This window comes from Microbacterium sp. NPDC088619, from assembly GCF_044752825.1.
Taxonomy (GTDB): Bacteria; Actinomycetota; Actinomycetes; order Actinomycetales; family Microbacteriaceae; genus Microbacterium.
The window spans coordinates 310,598-323,886 of the sequence record NZ_JBIVLZ010000002.1; the positions used below are offsets into that span (position 1 = coordinate 310,598).

The window sequence follows — 13,289 nt, forward strand, 5'->3', positions numbered from 1 at the left end:
TCCGGAACCTGACGCACCAGCCCCTCTTGCGCTTCAACATGAATCCCATCGCCGCGTCGCGCGTCTACCAACAGGCATCCGCTGCCCGATGTTACGACCGGACCCGGCACAACGCCAGCGCCTCGAATCCATCCTGGCCAACCTCCACGAACGGCTCGCCGAAGCGAAATGGATGGGCTGGCTTGGAGAAGTAAACGGCATCGAGATCAGCATCGGAGCGGCCGAGGACAAGCTGAGGCAGATGACGCAGATCGCCCGGCTTACGCTCGAACGACGACGTCCAGGAGGCATGGTTTCATGAGCTCGACAACGCGCGCCGATACCCTACACCAGCGGTTTCGGCACCTTTAGGTTTCGGCAGGGGGTTACGGCGGAGCGTGCTTCGGCGTGTCGCGCTTCCGCGCAGCGACATCGCCCAAGTCCGCCGTAAACGATCGTTTACGGCAGGCGGGGGTAGTCGGTGGCGTCGACCTTCCGGCCCCACTCGGTTTCTGGCTCTTGGTCGGTGGCCGGCGCTTCCCAGAGTGCGAGGTGGCTCATGAAGTTGTCAGCCGTCGCTCCGTGCCAGTGCCACTCGCCGGGAGGCGTGTAGACGGTGTCGCCGGGGTGTAGCTCGATGAGTTCTTCACCCCGGGTCTGGACGTAGCCGGTGCCTTCTGTGACGTGCAGGGTCTGGCCTACGGCGTGCCGATGCCAGGCTGTATGGGCACCTGGCGTGAATCGGACTAGATTCAACCGAGCTCGGGAGGGGCGATCGTACTGACGTCCGGGTTCTCGGGAGCTGCGGTGGTCTCGTTCGGCGTGCTGCGGATGCAGGGCGGTGAAGCACGGGCGTATACCACAGCAGCCTTCGCCATCGCGGCCGTCGCCTTCGCCGTCTTCCTGGTCTCAGTACTTCGAGAGGTCCGCGATCTCGAGAAGAAGGGCGCGGACGAGAACTGAGACCCCCACTGCGACAACCCCCGGATGCTGTGCCTCCGCATCAGTCCCCGGGAGTCTCCAGAACCTCCTCGCTTCTCAGCTCGTCCTCGCTCTGAGCGTCGCCATCACCGGGTGACATCGGTACTCCCGCCGTCAGCGACATTGAGACGTTGGTCCGGCCCTACGCCCCGGGCGTGACCACCGCCACGTCGCCGAACCTGCCCGACCTGAAACGTGAGCAGCGCTGCAGACCCGAAAACGAGCAACCCAACGACAAGCCATTGGAGTGGCGAGTAGTCGGTGCCGAGTTGGACTGTCCTCGTGAGCAGGCCGATCATGTATCCGAACAGGACGGCGCTGAGTCCGAGCATGGCGCGATGAAACCGAAGGCTCCGCTGATCGTTCGATCCCACCATGCGTCGAGAATACGGCGAACAGCCAGTGGCGCACCATGCGTGCGTCAGTGGGCGGCGCGGAACGCCTGAGGCAGCGGTCTCAGATGGCGACGTCGACGGGGCGTCGACACCTCGCGTATTCGGCGCGCTGACCACCAGGAACCGCGTCTCCACGGCGCCCGGAGTTGAGAACCGGTGCGCCGGCCCGGCCGGGCCGGACTATGGGCGCGAACTCCTCTTTCCGCGGGAAAGCGACGCCCAAGCCCGACGGTGTCGGCTTCCAGCGGTTCGACGCCCACGTCTGACGCCGCGTCATGGGGCGGTATCTGACCGGGTGCATCGTGCAGGGCGCGTTCAAGCCGATTGCCTCGCACCGATCGGGTGAGTCAACCCTTGTCCCGTAGCCCCACCGTGAGTAGCGTCAGCGGTATTCGCGCGCCAGTATCTGGGGTTCGGGAAGTCCGGGCGAAGGGCCCCGGTCATCGGCGAGGTGGAGGGACGAGCCGTGGGAATCGACGTGACGAAGACTGGGCGCTTGGGACAGGTCGAGATGGACGGGGAGCTGCCGGCTCGGTCGTCGATCCCTGTGATCTTCGATGAGCTCGACTACCAGTTCGCGTGTCAGGCATACCTGTGGGCGCTGCCGCTCGTCTCCTATGCGCAGTGGAAGACGCAGCACTATGAGGTCTTCGGCGCCACGGGCAGTGACCTCGTGCGGTACCTCAGTTACCGTGACCGGCTCGGCCTCATCACGGCGAACGCCACCACGCCCTACATCCTGAACTTCTTCGACCTGTCCGAGAGCGGGCCGCTCGTGATCGAGCTGCCCGCTGGGCCCACGGCCGGCGGCGTGTCCGACTTCTGGCAACGTGAGGTCGGCGCGATGGGCGAGATGGGTCCGGATCGCGGCGAGGGCGGCAAGTACCTGATCCTCGCGCCGGGCGTCGACGAACCGGCCGAGCTGAGCGAGGACTACCGCATCCTTCGTTCCTCGGGGGTGAACATCATGTTCGGCTTCCGAACTCTCGACCCGGATCCGACGCGCGCCGATGCACTCGTCCACGGTGTGCGGATCTACCCCTATGCCGACCGTGACGAGCCCGCTCCCACCCGCATCGTGTCACCCGACGGGCGGCCGTGGACGGGAGACCAGCCGAAGGGCCTGGACTATTGGCGGACACTTCACAGCATCTACCAGAGCGAGGTCGTCGATGAGCGGGACCGCTTCTATCTCGCGATGCTCAAGCAGCTCGGCATCGAGAAGGGCAAGCCGTTCGCCCCGGATGAGCGTCTCACCCGCATTCTCGAACAGGGCGCGGCCGCAGGCGAGCTGATGGCGCAGGCGAACACGTTCGCCAAGCGATTCGAGCAGGGCTCGTATTGGCCCGATCGCGCCTGGGAGCAGGCGATCGTGCTCGACAACTCCGCCCAGCGCGGCGACGGATACGACGAACTGCTCGAGCGCGCATCCTGGTTCTACGAGGCGGTCAGTTTCTCCGAGGCCATGAAGAGTCAGACTCCGGGCGTCGGGCAGGCCTATCTCGGCTCGTACACCGATGGCGCCGGAGAGTGGCTCGACGGTGGCCGCGACTACACGTTGCACGTGCCCGCGGATGTCCCCGCGAAGCTGTTCTGGTCGGCGACCGTGTACGACGTCGCCACCCGGTGCCTCATCGACAACGAGCAACAGCGCGGTGATCGCGGCTCGCGCGATCCGGACCTGGTTCGCAACGATGACGGCTCAGTCGACCTCTACTTCGGTCCATCTGCGCCGACTGCCGGAGAGTCGAACTGGGTGCAGACGATTCCCGGCCAGCACTGGTTCTCCTACTTCCGCCTCTACGGGCCGCTGGAGTCGTACTTCGACCGCAGCTGGAAGCTCGGTGACATCACCCCGATCGAGTGACGTGGGAGAAGTCACCGGGGAGATGCTCCCCCTCGCGCTCGGCATCGCCATCAGTCCGATTCCGATCATCGCGGCGATACTCATGCTTCTGTCCCCGAAAGCGCGGGTGACGAGCGTTGGCTTCCTGCTCGGGTGGATCGTGGGCATCGTCGTCGCCGTCGTGGTCTTCACGCTCGTGTCATCGGTCCTCCCCGACGATGACGGGGACACGTCCAAACCGGTCAAGGGTGTTATCCAGCTGCTCCTCGGCTTGGGACTCGTGTTGCTCGCGATCAAGCAGTGGCGCGGGCGAGCTAAAGCCGGCCAGACGCCAGCGCTGCCCAAATGGATGCAGGCGATCGACAAGATCACCTTCGTCACCGCGGCCGGGCTCGGGTTCCTGCTGTCCGCCCTCAACCCGAAGAACCTCATCATGGCGGCCGGGGCGGGCGTCGCTCTCGGTTCAGCGATGCTCGACGGCGGATCGACCACCATCGCAGTGACCGTGTTCACCGTGATCGCCGCATCAACCGTCGCGGTCCCGGTAATCGGCTACCTCATCGCCTCCGACAAGCTCCGCGGTCCCCTCGGTGCTCTGCGTGGATGGCTCGAGAACGAGAACGCTGTCATTATGGCCGTGCTTCTGCTCGTGATCGGCGTCTCGATGATCGGCAAGGGTATCGGCAGCTTCTAACCCGTCGCCGCCACGACGTCAGGTCCTCACGGCGACTCAGGCTGCTCGGGATCGCCCCCTGCCCCTGCCCCTGCCCACGCTGAGCGGCGCAGGCGGGGCAGCAGCCAGCTCAGCGAATCAGTGGTCGCGGGTCGAAGGTCACTCGGATCCGTGTGATGAGCCCGTCCTCGACGTGACTCCAATTCGCCGTCGGCACGTGGACGTCTCCACTGATGAGGTCGAACCACGTGACGGCATCGGATTTCTCGACGACTCGAGTATGGAGTACCAGGTCGGTCATCACTGCCTTCGCCATTCCCTCGAGACCGGCTACGCACTCGTCGACACCGTTCGCCGTGCCCATCACTCCGACGAAGGTCACCTCGGGGTGCAGGACGGAGCGCAGACGCTCGAAGTCGCGCGCACGCCACGCGTCGAAGTAGGTGGCGACCGCGGTGCGCGTCTGCTCCGTCTGCCCGGCTTCTTGCTGAGTGTTCACAGCGACGGGGTCCAGGCCCGCGTGGTGACGCCAACTGCGTTCCAGGCGTTGATGGTCACGATCAACGCGACTAGGGCTCCCAGCTCAGCCGGAGTGAACTCGGCAGCCGCGTCGCGCCAATCGGCGTCGGGAACATGACTCTCTGCCGCGAGTGTGATGCTTTCCGTGAGTGCCAACGCTGCTCGTTCTTGTCGCGTGAAGAAGGGCGATTCGCGCCAGACGCTCACCGCGACGAGGCGCGCGACCTGCTCTCCTGCGTTCAGGGCGTCCTTCGAGTGCTCGGAGACGCAATACGCGCAGCCGTTCAGCTGGGAGGCGCGGAGCCGGATCAGCTCCCGCAAGAACGGGTCTATCGCGGCCGAGTCAAGTTCCTTCGTCGTCGCGGCGTCGAGTTGGGCGAGCGCCCGCGAGAACAAGGGCGCGACGGTGTCGATCTCGAGTCGGATCGGAATGCCGACAAGTGCTGAATCCATGGGTGTGTGTCCTTTCCACCTCGAGCCTCCCGTGCCAGCGATCCATCCGTCCAACATCTATCGGCGAACAGATCTAGCATTCTGAGATATGGAACTGCATCGGCTCAGGTACCTGCTCGCTGTCGTCGACGAGGGCTCCGTCACCGACGCCGCCAGGAAACTGCAGGTCGCTCAGTCGGGCGTGAGCAGTCAGCTCGCCAAGCTCGAGAAAGAACTGGGCGTCGCCATCTTCCGCCGGGTCGGGCGCAGAGTGGTCCTCACCGATGAGGGGCTCGCTCTGCTCCCCGCCGTGCGCAACGCCGTGAATGCCGTCGACGCAGTCACAGCATCTGCCGCCGATCTGCGCGGGCTCGTGATCGGGTCCCTCAAGGTCGGGACGGTCGCGAACCTGATCTGGCCACGACTCTTCGAGGCGATCGACGATCGCTTCATACCCATCACCCCGGGGTCGATCTGCGCCTGTCGGAAGGGACATCCCACGCGCTGTTGACTGCGGTGCGCCGGGGCGAAGTCGACGTCGCGATTGCGACCTGGGCAGAGAATGAGCCGTCGGACCTTCACAGGCACGTCATCGTGGATGACCCGCTCGTCGCTGTCGTCGGCACGACGCATCCGTGGGCATCGCGGTCGACGATCACGCCTGCTGAGCTGGTCCACGTGGATGTGATCAGCCTCGAACCCGGGACTGGATCACGCGATGCTCTGGACGCAATGATGAGGCGCACCGCCCTCACCCTCACACCGCGCTGGGAAGTGGCTGGCCCCTCGTTCGTGAAGGAACTCGCAGGTCGCGGGCTCGGAGTCGCAATCGTCAGCGAAACGACCGCGTCGACGTGGGGGTTGCGCTGCATCCCGTTCGACGACTCGCAGGCGCGATCCCGTCTGGGGATCGTGTGGGGAGAGAACCCGAGCGCTGCTGCACGGGCGTTCCTGAACGAAATCCGCGGGTGAGCGCTCACTCATCGTGCGGCTTGTGCCGGTCGGCCGACATCCCTGTGCCAGACTGTGGACGGCCTTCACATCAACGGTGATGTTCCCCGTCTCGAAGGGACACCATGATCTCGCTGGCCGCCGCGACCGGAATTGCCCTCATCGAACTGGGACTCGCCCTCACGCCAGGACCCAACATGATGTACCTCGTCTCACGGAGCATCGGACAAGGCTGGCGCGCCGGCATGATCTCTCTCTCCGGCACCGCGGTCGGATTCGTCGTCTATATGTTGATGGCGAATCTCGGCTTGGCCGCAGTGTTCGTCGTTGTTCCAGGCCTGTTCATCGCGCTGAAAGTCGTCGGCGCCGCGTACCTCCTGTGGCTCGCGTACAAGACCTTCCGTCCCGGGGGCAGCACACTGTTCCAGACCACCGAGCTGCGTCGGCACTCATCGGGCGCCCTGTTCCGCATGGGGTTGGTGACAAACCTTCTGAACCCGAAGGTCGCCATCCTCTACCTGGCGCTGATCCCGCAGTTCATCGACCCCGAGCGGGGAAACGTCGTCTCTCAAGGCCTCCAGCTCGGCACCATTCAGATCCTCGTCGGAGTGACGGTGAACGGAGTGATCGTCCTCGCGGCCGGCTCCATCGCCGCGTTCCTGCAGCGCAAGCCCTCATGGATACGCTGGCAGAAATGGATCACCGGCACGATCCTCGGAGCGGTCGGCGTCAAGCTCGCCATCGACGCCCCCGCACCCGCCGTAGCTGCCTAGCCGCACTGTCCGGATCTCACACCTCATTCGTCGAGAAACCGGGGTTCGCATGCTTCGCCGATTCTCATACAGCGCCTCGCAGGGCTCGCACCTGCACTCTCGCTCACCTACCCGGCAGGAGTCTCCAGCACCTCGTCGACGAGGCTGATGCCATCCGTGGAGCTGGCAGACTGCATGAGCTGCTCGATCCACTTCACGTTCAACTGAGGGGCCTCCGGCTCCTCGAACGTGAACCGCAGCGGAATCGACGGGTGCAGCCAGATCGTCGATCGGCCGAGGGTGTCCTCGTCGTGATGCTTCCACGACAGGGTGAAGCTCTCGTTGCGACGGAGCTTTGTGGCGATGACGACTTTCAGATGCGCGAGAGCACGATCCTCGATGTGGATCTCGTCACCGACACCGCCGTACTGGATAGTTCCCATGAGTCGAACAATACCGGGAAGAGGAGAACGGCCAACGCGGCCGCGGGCACGGAGTTATTCACCGTCGTGAGCGAGATTGTGCGACATCGTCTCGTGTCACAATGAAGCCACCACGGTGCGGACATCGTCAGCCGCACCTCACTCGAGGACCTCGTGGCTGAGCAGAAAGCACCCGATGGGCAAGTTTATCTACGAGAACGGTGTGAAGACCGAGATCGAAGACCGCGCACTGACACACCTCCAGCTCGTCATCACCGCCAAACTTCGCCGCGGTGAGCCCTTCACCTTCTCGTGGCGCGAAGACACCAGCACAGGTGGCGGACGAACATCAGTGTGGGTTCATGCGGGCAGCTCCCTCGTGTTCAAGTACCACGGCAGCCGCCAGCCCGCGATCAACCGCGAATGGATTGAAGCTCTCGCATTCACGGCGAATGCGCCGACGGGGCTCTACCTTGTTCCCGAGCCAGCCGAGAAGACCGCTGCAGACCGTCTCGAGACGCCGGCTCGCGCCTGACACACCCCGCCCGGCTCGCTCCCTGACGCGGCGCTGTACATCGCCGACGTGTGGGATGCAACCCCGAAGTCGCCGCTCTCCGGCAGAGGTTACCCTCGCGGGATGACAGGGACGGAGTGCATATGAGTACGCAGGTCATCATCGACGGACACCCTTTCCGTCTGCACGGAGACCAGGACGTCGACGACCTCATGGGTCGTATCGAGGTTGCGGCGCGGTCAGGACCCTCGTTCGTGCATCTCGACGATGGTGACAGCTCCGTGCGCGTCCTCGTCGGAAGCCAGTCTCACGTCGTGATCACTGTGCACCCTGATCGACCGAGTGGGGCCCGGACAAGCGCCGACGACGAGCCGCTCCTCGTGGTCGACATGGTCGATTGGGAGCTGTGACGGGTTTCAACGACCGCAGGAAGGCCAAAGCCGCACCTTCTTGGCCGGTGCGACCATCGCACACCGGATGGACGCGCTCGGTTCCTCGGCGATGATTCTTTCCGGGGAACCCGAAGATAACCACCGGGACGCCGAATACTTGACCGCGACGAAGAATCGCTCAAGGGTCCTACGGGTGTGACGACCGAAAGCTACTTTGAGGGCCGATCGCAACACATCGCGATCCGCGGGCCGGTGAAGTCCCCCGCGACACCGGCAGGGTGGTCCCGAAGGTACCCCAGATCTGTCGGGACCACCCCCGCAGCGCGGCTGCACCAACCGAAACAGGGGGCGGCTGTGCGGGACGCCTCGCGCGAGGGAGGAACGCTGATGCGAGGCGTCCCGAGTGACACCGATGCCCGCCGGAGTCACTCCGGCCAGATGATCGCCCCCCGGCGCCATCCGGCAGATTCAGGATCCTCGCTCGGATCCATTCCCGCAAGACTCAGCTAGACATCGAGTGACGCGAGGTACTCCGCGTTGCCGCGCATCGCCGGCTTGTATCGCTCGAGCTCCTCGGTGTGAACGTGATCCGCGAGCAGAGTGAGCAGACTACCCAGTGCGGCGCTCATGTGACCCTGCGCATGTAGGGTCAGCGCCTCGAAGGCGCCCAGCGCCACGTCGTCCGGGAACTCTTCGCGAGCCGTGCGGAACACCTCGGCTGATCTGTCCAGGTCGCCGAGGTTGCGCAGCGTGGATCCGTACTGCAGGAAGCACCGGCGGCGGATGTCGCCGTGGAGTCCGTTCTCGAGCGCGCGCCGGTAGTAGCCCTTCGCCATGACCTCTTCGCCCGCGGTGTCGAACGCGCCGCCGACTTCGTAGAGCACGCGCGGATCGTGCGGGTGCTTCTCCAGGATCGGGCGAAGCGCCGCGATCGTCGGCGCCATGTTCTCGCGATCCCGCTCCCGGAAGATCCGATCCAGCTCAGCGTTCAGTTTGTCCGTTGCCATCGTGACCCCCCGGCGCACGGCGGTGGAACCGTACTCGGTCACGCTATCCGAAGCGCACGCCTCAGAGTGGCACGTTGACGGGGCGTCTGTTTCCCCGAGTGCTCGGGGTGCTGATCACGAGGAACCGGGTTTTCGTTCCCCGGGGTTGAAGAACCGGTGGCGAGCGTTCAGTGGGTGCGGAGGTCGTGGATCAGTTCGTGCTCGTCTTCTTCCGACAGGGACGTCTGCACGACCGTGCCGTTGTACGGCGCGAGGGCCGCCGCGAACTTGTCTTCAGTGAGTTTCGAGGCGTAGATGACGATCGCGGATTTGCCCGCGGTCACGGTCGACTTGACTCTGTCACGGAACTCGGCGTCGAGGCCGGTTTTGTCCAGGCCTGCGAACAGCGCCCCGAACAGACCCCCGAAGATCATGCCGGCGAACGGCACGAAAAACAGGATCCCGATCAGAGCACCGAAGAGCGCACCGCTCGCTGCTCCGACGCCGACTTTGCCGGTGGTTCCGGGGTACTCGACCTTGGTCTTGCCTTCGCCGTCGACCTTCACCAGCGCAAGGCCGGAGAGCTCGACCACGAGGTCGCCCTGCAGCTCTTGGACGCGATTGTAGGCCGCCTCTGCGTCTGCTTCGGAGTCGTATGCGATGACGATGAGATCTGCCATGTCCATCCTGCTTTCTGTGTGAAGTCGTCTACCGGGAGGGGCTGCACTCAGGCGCTCGAGGTGAGGCCGTGCACCATCTTTTGGATCTGCTGTTGGACCTGCGCATCCTCGACATCGAACATGGCGTAGCTGATGCCCGCGGATTGCAGCGGACGGTTCGGATACTGCTTATAGCTCGGGAGCACGCTCAGAAGTCGTGCGGCCATCTGCGGGGCCTGCCAGGTCTTCTCCGCGAAGCTGGTCATGAAAATGTCGTAGCGTTCCTGGGGGTCCTGCCAGAGGTCGAACAGCTCCGGCACAATCGCCGTGTACGACGATGGCCCACGCCATTGGTCACGGACGTTCCAGATCGCCTTCCACTTACCGACTCGCACGGCACCGGGGATCATCTCGGTCTCCGTCATGTACAGCCAGTGATCTCTGGTTGAGCCGCCCTCGCCTTTCAGTAGCGCGGTCTGGTCGAAGCTGTCGAAGATGGTCGGCTCGCCGTCCCGGTCTTCGGAGGGGAGGTCGACGCCGGCGAGGTTCGCGAATGTGGCCATGAGGTCGAGAGACCCGATGATCTCGGAGTTGCGGCGGCCGGCTTCAATAGTCCCGGGCCACCACGCAATGGCGGGAACGCGGCTGCCGCCCTCGTAGTCGGTCCCCTTCGTGCCCCGATACGGGGTGTAGCCGCAGTCGGGATACACGTCCTGCCATGCACCGTTGTCCGTCGTCCACACGACCAGTGTGTTCTCGGCGATCCCGAGCTCGCGGATCTTGTCGATGACCTCTCCCACGCGGTGGTCGAGTTCGACAAGTGAGTCGAGGAACTTCGACTTCCCCATCGACGCTCCTTCGAAGTCGGGGTGAGGAAGATTCGGCTGGTGCAGCTTGGCCGTGTTCAAGTAGAGGAAGAAAGGTTCGTCGTCGTCGGCGTGTGACTCGATGTAGTCGATCGCACGGTTGGTGGACTTCTCGTCGATGAATGGGATGTTCGCGGAATCCAGCTTCTCCACCTCGGTGGGCTCTTCACCCGCCTTGCCGTCGAGCGCGCCGATGACGTTGCCCCACATCTTCATGGTGGCCTCGTCGTCGAACGGGAAGTCGGGATTGAAAGCCTTGTCCGTGTACGTGTACGCGTTCAGGTGGTAGAGCGTCGTGTTGTACATCTGGTCGAACCCGTGCGCGATCGGCATCGCGTAGTCCGCTTCGCCGAGGTGCCACTTCCCGATGTGGCAGGTGTTGTAGTCCGCCTTTTTCAGCACACTCGCGAGCGTCCATTCCGGCGCAGGCAACCCGCCCCCGTCACCGGGGAACGCGACAGTCGTCATTCCACTGCGAATCGGCAGACGCCCCGTCAGGGCCGCGGCACGACCCGGGGTGCAGCTGGGCTGCCCGTAGAACGACATGAACTGCAAGCCTTCGGCGGCGAGCCGGTCGAGATTGGGAGTCGGCGCCCCACGGTTCTCCCCACCGCCGTAACAGCCGAGATCCCCCCAACCCACATCGTCAGACATGAACAGGATGATGTTCGGCTTCTCCGCCATGGGTCTCTCCTCGATCGAGTCGTGCACCAATGGAGCCGAAGCTAGCAACCATTGAAACCGTCCGACGCCGGACCTCACCCGATGCGGGTGAGGTCCTACTCCGCGGGAGTCTCCAGCACCTCGTCAACGAGACTGATGCCCCCAGTCGAGCTCGCAGAGTGCATGAGCTGCTCGATCCACTTCACATTGAGCTGAGGCGCTTCCGCCTCCTCGAAGGTGAAGCGCAATGGGATCGACGGGTGCAGCCAGATTGTCGAGCGTCCGTCCGCGTCGCCGTCGTGGTGCTTCCACGACAGGGTGAAGCTCTCGTTGCGGCGGAGCTTCGTGGCGATGACGACCTTCAGGTGCGCCAGAGCTCGATCTTCGATGTGGATGTCGTCGCCGGCGCCGCCGTACTGGATGGTTCCCATGCCTCGGACCCTATCGAGCAACAGGAGAACGCTCACCGTGCGGCTGTCAGGCGGATATTCACGGCCATGAGCGAGGTCGTGAGACATCCTCCCGTGTCACAATGAAGCCACCACAGTGCGGCATCGTCAGCCGCACCTCTCTCGAGGATCTCGTGGCTGAGCAGAAGGCACCTCATGGGCAAGTTCATCTACGAGAACGGTGTCAAGACCGAGATCGAGGATCGCGCACTCACGCACCTCCAGCTGGTCATCACCGCCAAGCTGCGCCGCGGGGAACCATTCCCGTTCACCTGGCGCGAAGACACCAGCGTCGGCGGTGGCCGGGTGACTGCGTGGGTCCACGCGGGCAGCTCACTCGTGTTCAAGTTCCACGGCAGCCGGCAGCCGGCGATCAACCGTGAATGGGTGGACGCTCTCGCGTTCACGGCGAACTCGCCGAGCGGTCTCTACCTCGTACCCGAGCCGGCCGAGAAGACGGCTGGTGACCGGGTCGCGGTCCCAGCGCAGGCCTGATCACCCCGGCTCTCAGCGCGCCTTTCGGTGGGTGGTCGCTACAACGCGCCGCCCTGGGATGCAACCCCGAAGTGCGAGCCTCGCCGCAAAAGCTACCCTCGCGGGATGACCGATACACGAGTGGAGACGAACACGCAGGTCATCATCGACGGATGGTCCTGGCATCTGCCGGCGGATCACGATCTCGTCGAGTTGATGAGCCAAATCGAAGCTGCCGCCCGCTCGGGCCCCTCATTCGTCCATCTCTCCGACGGCGACGGGATGGTGGGTGTGCTCGTCGGCCGTCAGTCCAAGGTCGCCATCACCGTGACGTCGAAGCGTACGGGTCCAGCCCGAGACACGCTCACGTTCGAGCCCACGCTCGCCACGGACTTGACCGACTGGGACCTGTGACCGCCCTCGAGTTGTGGCTTCGAGATGATGGGCCAGCTTACGCCGACCCATCACCACCGCCAGCGGGGTCCGGGCCGACACCCTCACTGTACGCGCGTCTTCGCCGACACACTCCCAGAATTGCGACCGGACAAGTCAGCGCCACGAGCACGGAGTCCGAACCGCCCTGCCCGTTGCGTCAGCGCGCGAAAGCGGGATGCCTCGCCCGAGGCAGGGAAAGTCAAAGAGAGGCACCCCGGAGCGACGCCGATGCCCGCCGACGTCACTCTGATGCCAGATGATCGCCCCCCGGCGTCTTCTGGAAACCTCAGGCTCCACGCTGAGATCCATTCCCGCAAGAGCCAAGATTGCGCAGCGCACTCCTAGAACGGCTGCCCGGTCCCCGGCGTTCAGTGAGGCAGGAGCAGCACAAGCGTCACTATCGCCACAACGGCAACGCACAGGGTGACCCACCCCAGAATCACGCGGCGACGAGGCGGCTCCGGTGGATGCCGGGTCGGCTCCCCAAGACGAGCGCGAACGACATCAGCTTTGCGCTCTAGCTCGTTGGCCCGCTCGCCAGCTCTGCGTTTCCCACGCTGACCATTCCGATCGTCGTAGACAGCAAGTCTGCGTGCTCGGCCTCGATACTTCGAAGCTGAGCTCTCAGCTGGGCCTCGGACGACCGATCGTCGCCATCACTGGCCTGCATTATTTTTCCCATCCTGGGTATCGTCACGGGCAGAGCCTCTTCGCGCCCGCGAGCGATTGGACAGCCACACCCCGAGCACGACCCCGAGCAGCACGATGACGGCCACAGCGATGCCGACGATCAGCAGCAAGTCGGGGAACGACGGCAGCAGCGGGTTCGGTTCCATGCGCAGAGCCTATGCGCAGGATCGCAATCGGCACACCCACGTGGTGGTCGCCTTCGACTCCGCGT

General features: G+C 64.4%; 20 protein-coding genes. 11 read left to right on the top strand and 9 right to left on the bottom strand.

The genetic code is table 11. From position 1 onward, the window contains the following. The first annotated feature begins 88 nt into the window (after nucleotides 1-88). Nucleotides 89-301 carry a hypothetical protein gene (locus tag ACIP5T_RS16030; RefSeq protein WP_400865586.1) on the top strand — a complete coding sequence of 71 codons (213 nt, stop codon included), beginning with the start codon at nucleotides 89-91 and terminating at the stop codon, nucleotides 299-301. A 137-nt stretch (nucleotides 302-438) separates the two neighbouring features. On the opposite strand, the gene ACIP5T_RS16035 is transcribed toward ACIP5T_RS16030, so the two are convergent. Further along, on the bottom strand, nucleotides 439-735 hold the full coding sequence (locus ACIP5T_RS16035) for a cupin domain-containing protein (RefSeq protein WP_400865589.1): 297 nt from the start codon (nucleotides 733-735) through the stop codon (nucleotides 439-441). A 51-nt stretch (nucleotides 736-786) separates the two neighbouring features. Between ACIP5T_RS16035 and ACIP5T_RS16040 the strand changes: the two genes are divergently transcribed. The 3 genes from ACIP5T_RS16040 (at nucleotide 787) to ACIP5T_RS16050 (ending at nucleotide 3,895) form a co-directional block, all read left to right on the top strand. Then, a complete protein-coding gene (locus tag ACIP5T_RS16040) occupies nucleotides 787-942 on the top strand; it encodes a hypothetical protein (RefSeq protein WP_400865592.1) in 156 nt (51 codons plus the stop codon). A 909-nt stretch (nucleotides 943-1,851) separates the two neighbouring features. Beyond that, nucleotides 1,852-3,222, top strand: coding sequence for a DUF1254 domain-containing protein (locus ACIP5T_RS16045; protein ID WP_400865594.1), 1,371 nt, complete (start codon nucleotides 1,852-1,854; stop codon nucleotides 3,220-3,222). 1 nt (nucleotide 3,223) lies between these two features. Then, a complete protein-coding gene (locus ACIP5T_RS16050) occupies nucleotides 3,224-3,895 on the top strand; it encodes a GAP family protein (RefSeq protein WP_400865595.1) in 672 nt (223 codons plus the stop codon). 109 nt (nucleotides 3,896-4,004) lie between these two features. Here the strand turns inward: ACIP5T_RS16050 and ACIP5T_RS16055 are convergent, their stop codons facing one another. Further along, nucleotides 4,005-4,373 (bottom strand): nuclear transport factor 2 family protein, encoded by a 369-nt coding sequence (locus ACIP5T_RS16055; RefSeq protein ID WP_400865598.1) that lies wholly within the window; start codon nucleotides 4,371-4,373, stop codon nucleotides 4,005-4,007. Continuing rightward, complete coding sequence (locus tag ACIP5T_RS16060) at nucleotides 4,370-4,846, bottom strand: carboxymuconolactone decarboxylase family protein (RefSeq protein ID WP_400865601.1); 477 nt, start codon at nucleotides 4,844-4,846, stop codon at nucleotides 4,370-4,372. Before ACIP5T_RS16060 ends, ACIP5T_RS16055 begins: the two co-directional genes overlap by 4 nt. A gap of 88 nt (nucleotides 4,847-4,934) precedes the next feature. Between ACIP5T_RS16060 and ACIP5T_RS16065 the strand changes: the two genes are divergently transcribed. From ACIP5T_RS16065 to ACIP5T_RS16075, 3 genes are all read left to right on the top strand, one after another. Continuing rightward, complete coding sequence (locus tag ACIP5T_RS16065) at nucleotides 4,935-5,336, top strand: LysR family transcriptional regulator (protein WP_400865604.1); 402 nt, start codon at nucleotides 4,935-4,937, stop codon at nucleotides 5,334-5,336. Then, a complete protein-coding gene (locus tag ACIP5T_RS16070) occupies nucleotides 5,330-5,797 on the top strand; it encodes a LysR substrate-binding domain-containing protein (protein WP_400866995.1) in 468 nt (155 codons plus the stop codon). The genes ACIP5T_RS16065 and ACIP5T_RS16070 overlap by 7 nt, the downstream gene beginning before the upstream one ends. A 104-nt stretch (nucleotides 5,798-5,901) precedes the next feature. Further along, nucleotides 5,902-6,549, top strand: coding sequence for a LysE family translocator (locus ACIP5T_RS16075; protein WP_400865607.1), 648 nt, complete (start codon nucleotides 5,902-5,904; stop codon nucleotides 6,547-6,549). Nucleotides 6,550-6,656: 107 nt separating this feature from the next. On the opposite strand, the gene ACIP5T_RS16080 is transcribed toward ACIP5T_RS16075, so the two are convergent. Further along, nucleotides 6,657-6,971: a hypothetical protein gene (locus ACIP5T_RS16080; RefSeq protein WP_400865610.1), complete on the bottom strand. Its 315-nt coding sequence runs from the start codon at nucleotides 6,969-6,971 to the stop codon at nucleotides 6,657-6,659. Between the two features lie 175 nt (nucleotides 6,972-7,146). On the opposite strand from ACIP5T_RS16080, the gene ACIP5T_RS16085 reads away from it, so the two are divergent. Beyond that, nucleotides 7,147-7,485, top strand: a complete 339-nt coding sequence (locus ACIP5T_RS16085; protein WP_400865612.1) for an ATP-dependent DNA ligase — start codon at nucleotides 7,147-7,149, stop codon at nucleotides 7,483-7,485. A 122-nt stretch (nucleotides 7,486-7,607) separates the two neighbouring features. Next, nucleotides 7,608-7,874 carry a hypothetical protein gene (locus ACIP5T_RS16090; protein ID WP_400865614.1) on the top strand — a complete coding sequence of 89 codons (267 nt, stop codon included), beginning with the start codon at nucleotides 7,608-7,610 and terminating at the stop codon, nucleotides 7,872-7,874. Nucleotides 7,875-8,362: 488 nt separating this feature from the next. Here the strand turns inward: ACIP5T_RS16090 and ACIP5T_RS16095 are convergent, their stop codons facing one another. The 4 genes from ACIP5T_RS16095 to ACIP5T_RS16110 form a co-directional block, all read right to left on the bottom strand. Beyond that, on the bottom strand, nucleotides 8,363-8,863 hold the full coding sequence (locus ACIP5T_RS16095) for a tetratricopeptide repeat protein (protein ID WP_400865617.1): 501 nt from the start codon (nucleotides 8,861-8,863) through the stop codon (nucleotides 8,363-8,365). Between the two features lie 167 nt (nucleotides 8,864-9,030). Then, a complete protein-coding gene (locus ACIP5T_RS16100) occupies nucleotides 9,031-9,522 on the bottom strand; it encodes a DUF1269 domain-containing protein (RefSeq protein WP_400865620.1) in 492 nt (163 codons plus the stop codon). A gap of 47 nt (nucleotides 9,523-9,569) precedes the next feature. Beyond that, nucleotides 9,570-11,051 (bottom strand): arylsulfatase, encoded by a 1,482-nt coding sequence (locus ACIP5T_RS16105; protein WP_400865623.1) that lies wholly within the window; start codon nucleotides 11,049-11,051, stop codon nucleotides 9,570-9,572. A gap of 95 nt (nucleotides 11,052-11,146) precedes the next feature. Next, nucleotides 11,147-11,461: a hypothetical protein gene (locus tag ACIP5T_RS16110; RefSeq protein ID WP_400865626.1), complete on the bottom strand. Its 315-nt coding sequence runs from the start codon at nucleotides 11,459-11,461 to the stop codon at nucleotides 11,147-11,149. Between the two features lie 174 nt (nucleotides 11,462-11,635). Here ACIP5T_RS16110 and ACIP5T_RS16115 point away from each other — a divergent pair, with 174 nt between their 5' ends. Together ACIP5T_RS16115 and ACIP5T_RS16120 are read left to right on the top strand one after the other, a co-directional pair. Next, a complete protein-coding gene (locus ACIP5T_RS16115) occupies nucleotides 11,636-11,974 on the top strand; it encodes an ATP-dependent DNA ligase (protein WP_400865629.1) in 339 nt (112 codons plus the stop codon). Nucleotides 11,975-12,079: 105 nt separating this feature from the next. Then, nucleotides 12,080-12,367: a hypothetical protein gene (locus ACIP5T_RS16120; RefSeq protein ID WP_400865632.1), complete on the top strand. Its 288-nt coding sequence runs from the start codon at nucleotides 12,080-12,082 to the stop codon at nucleotides 12,365-12,367. A 677-nt stretch (nucleotides 12,368-13,044) separates the two neighbouring features. Here ACIP5T_RS16120 and ACIP5T_RS16125 read toward each other — a convergent pair. Then, nucleotides 13,045-13,224, bottom strand: a complete 180-nt coding sequence (locus tag ACIP5T_RS16125) for a hypothetical protein (protein ID WP_400865635.1) — start codon at nucleotides 13,222-13,224, stop codon at nucleotides 13,045-13,047. Nucleotides 13,225-13,289 lie beyond the last annotated feature (65 nt).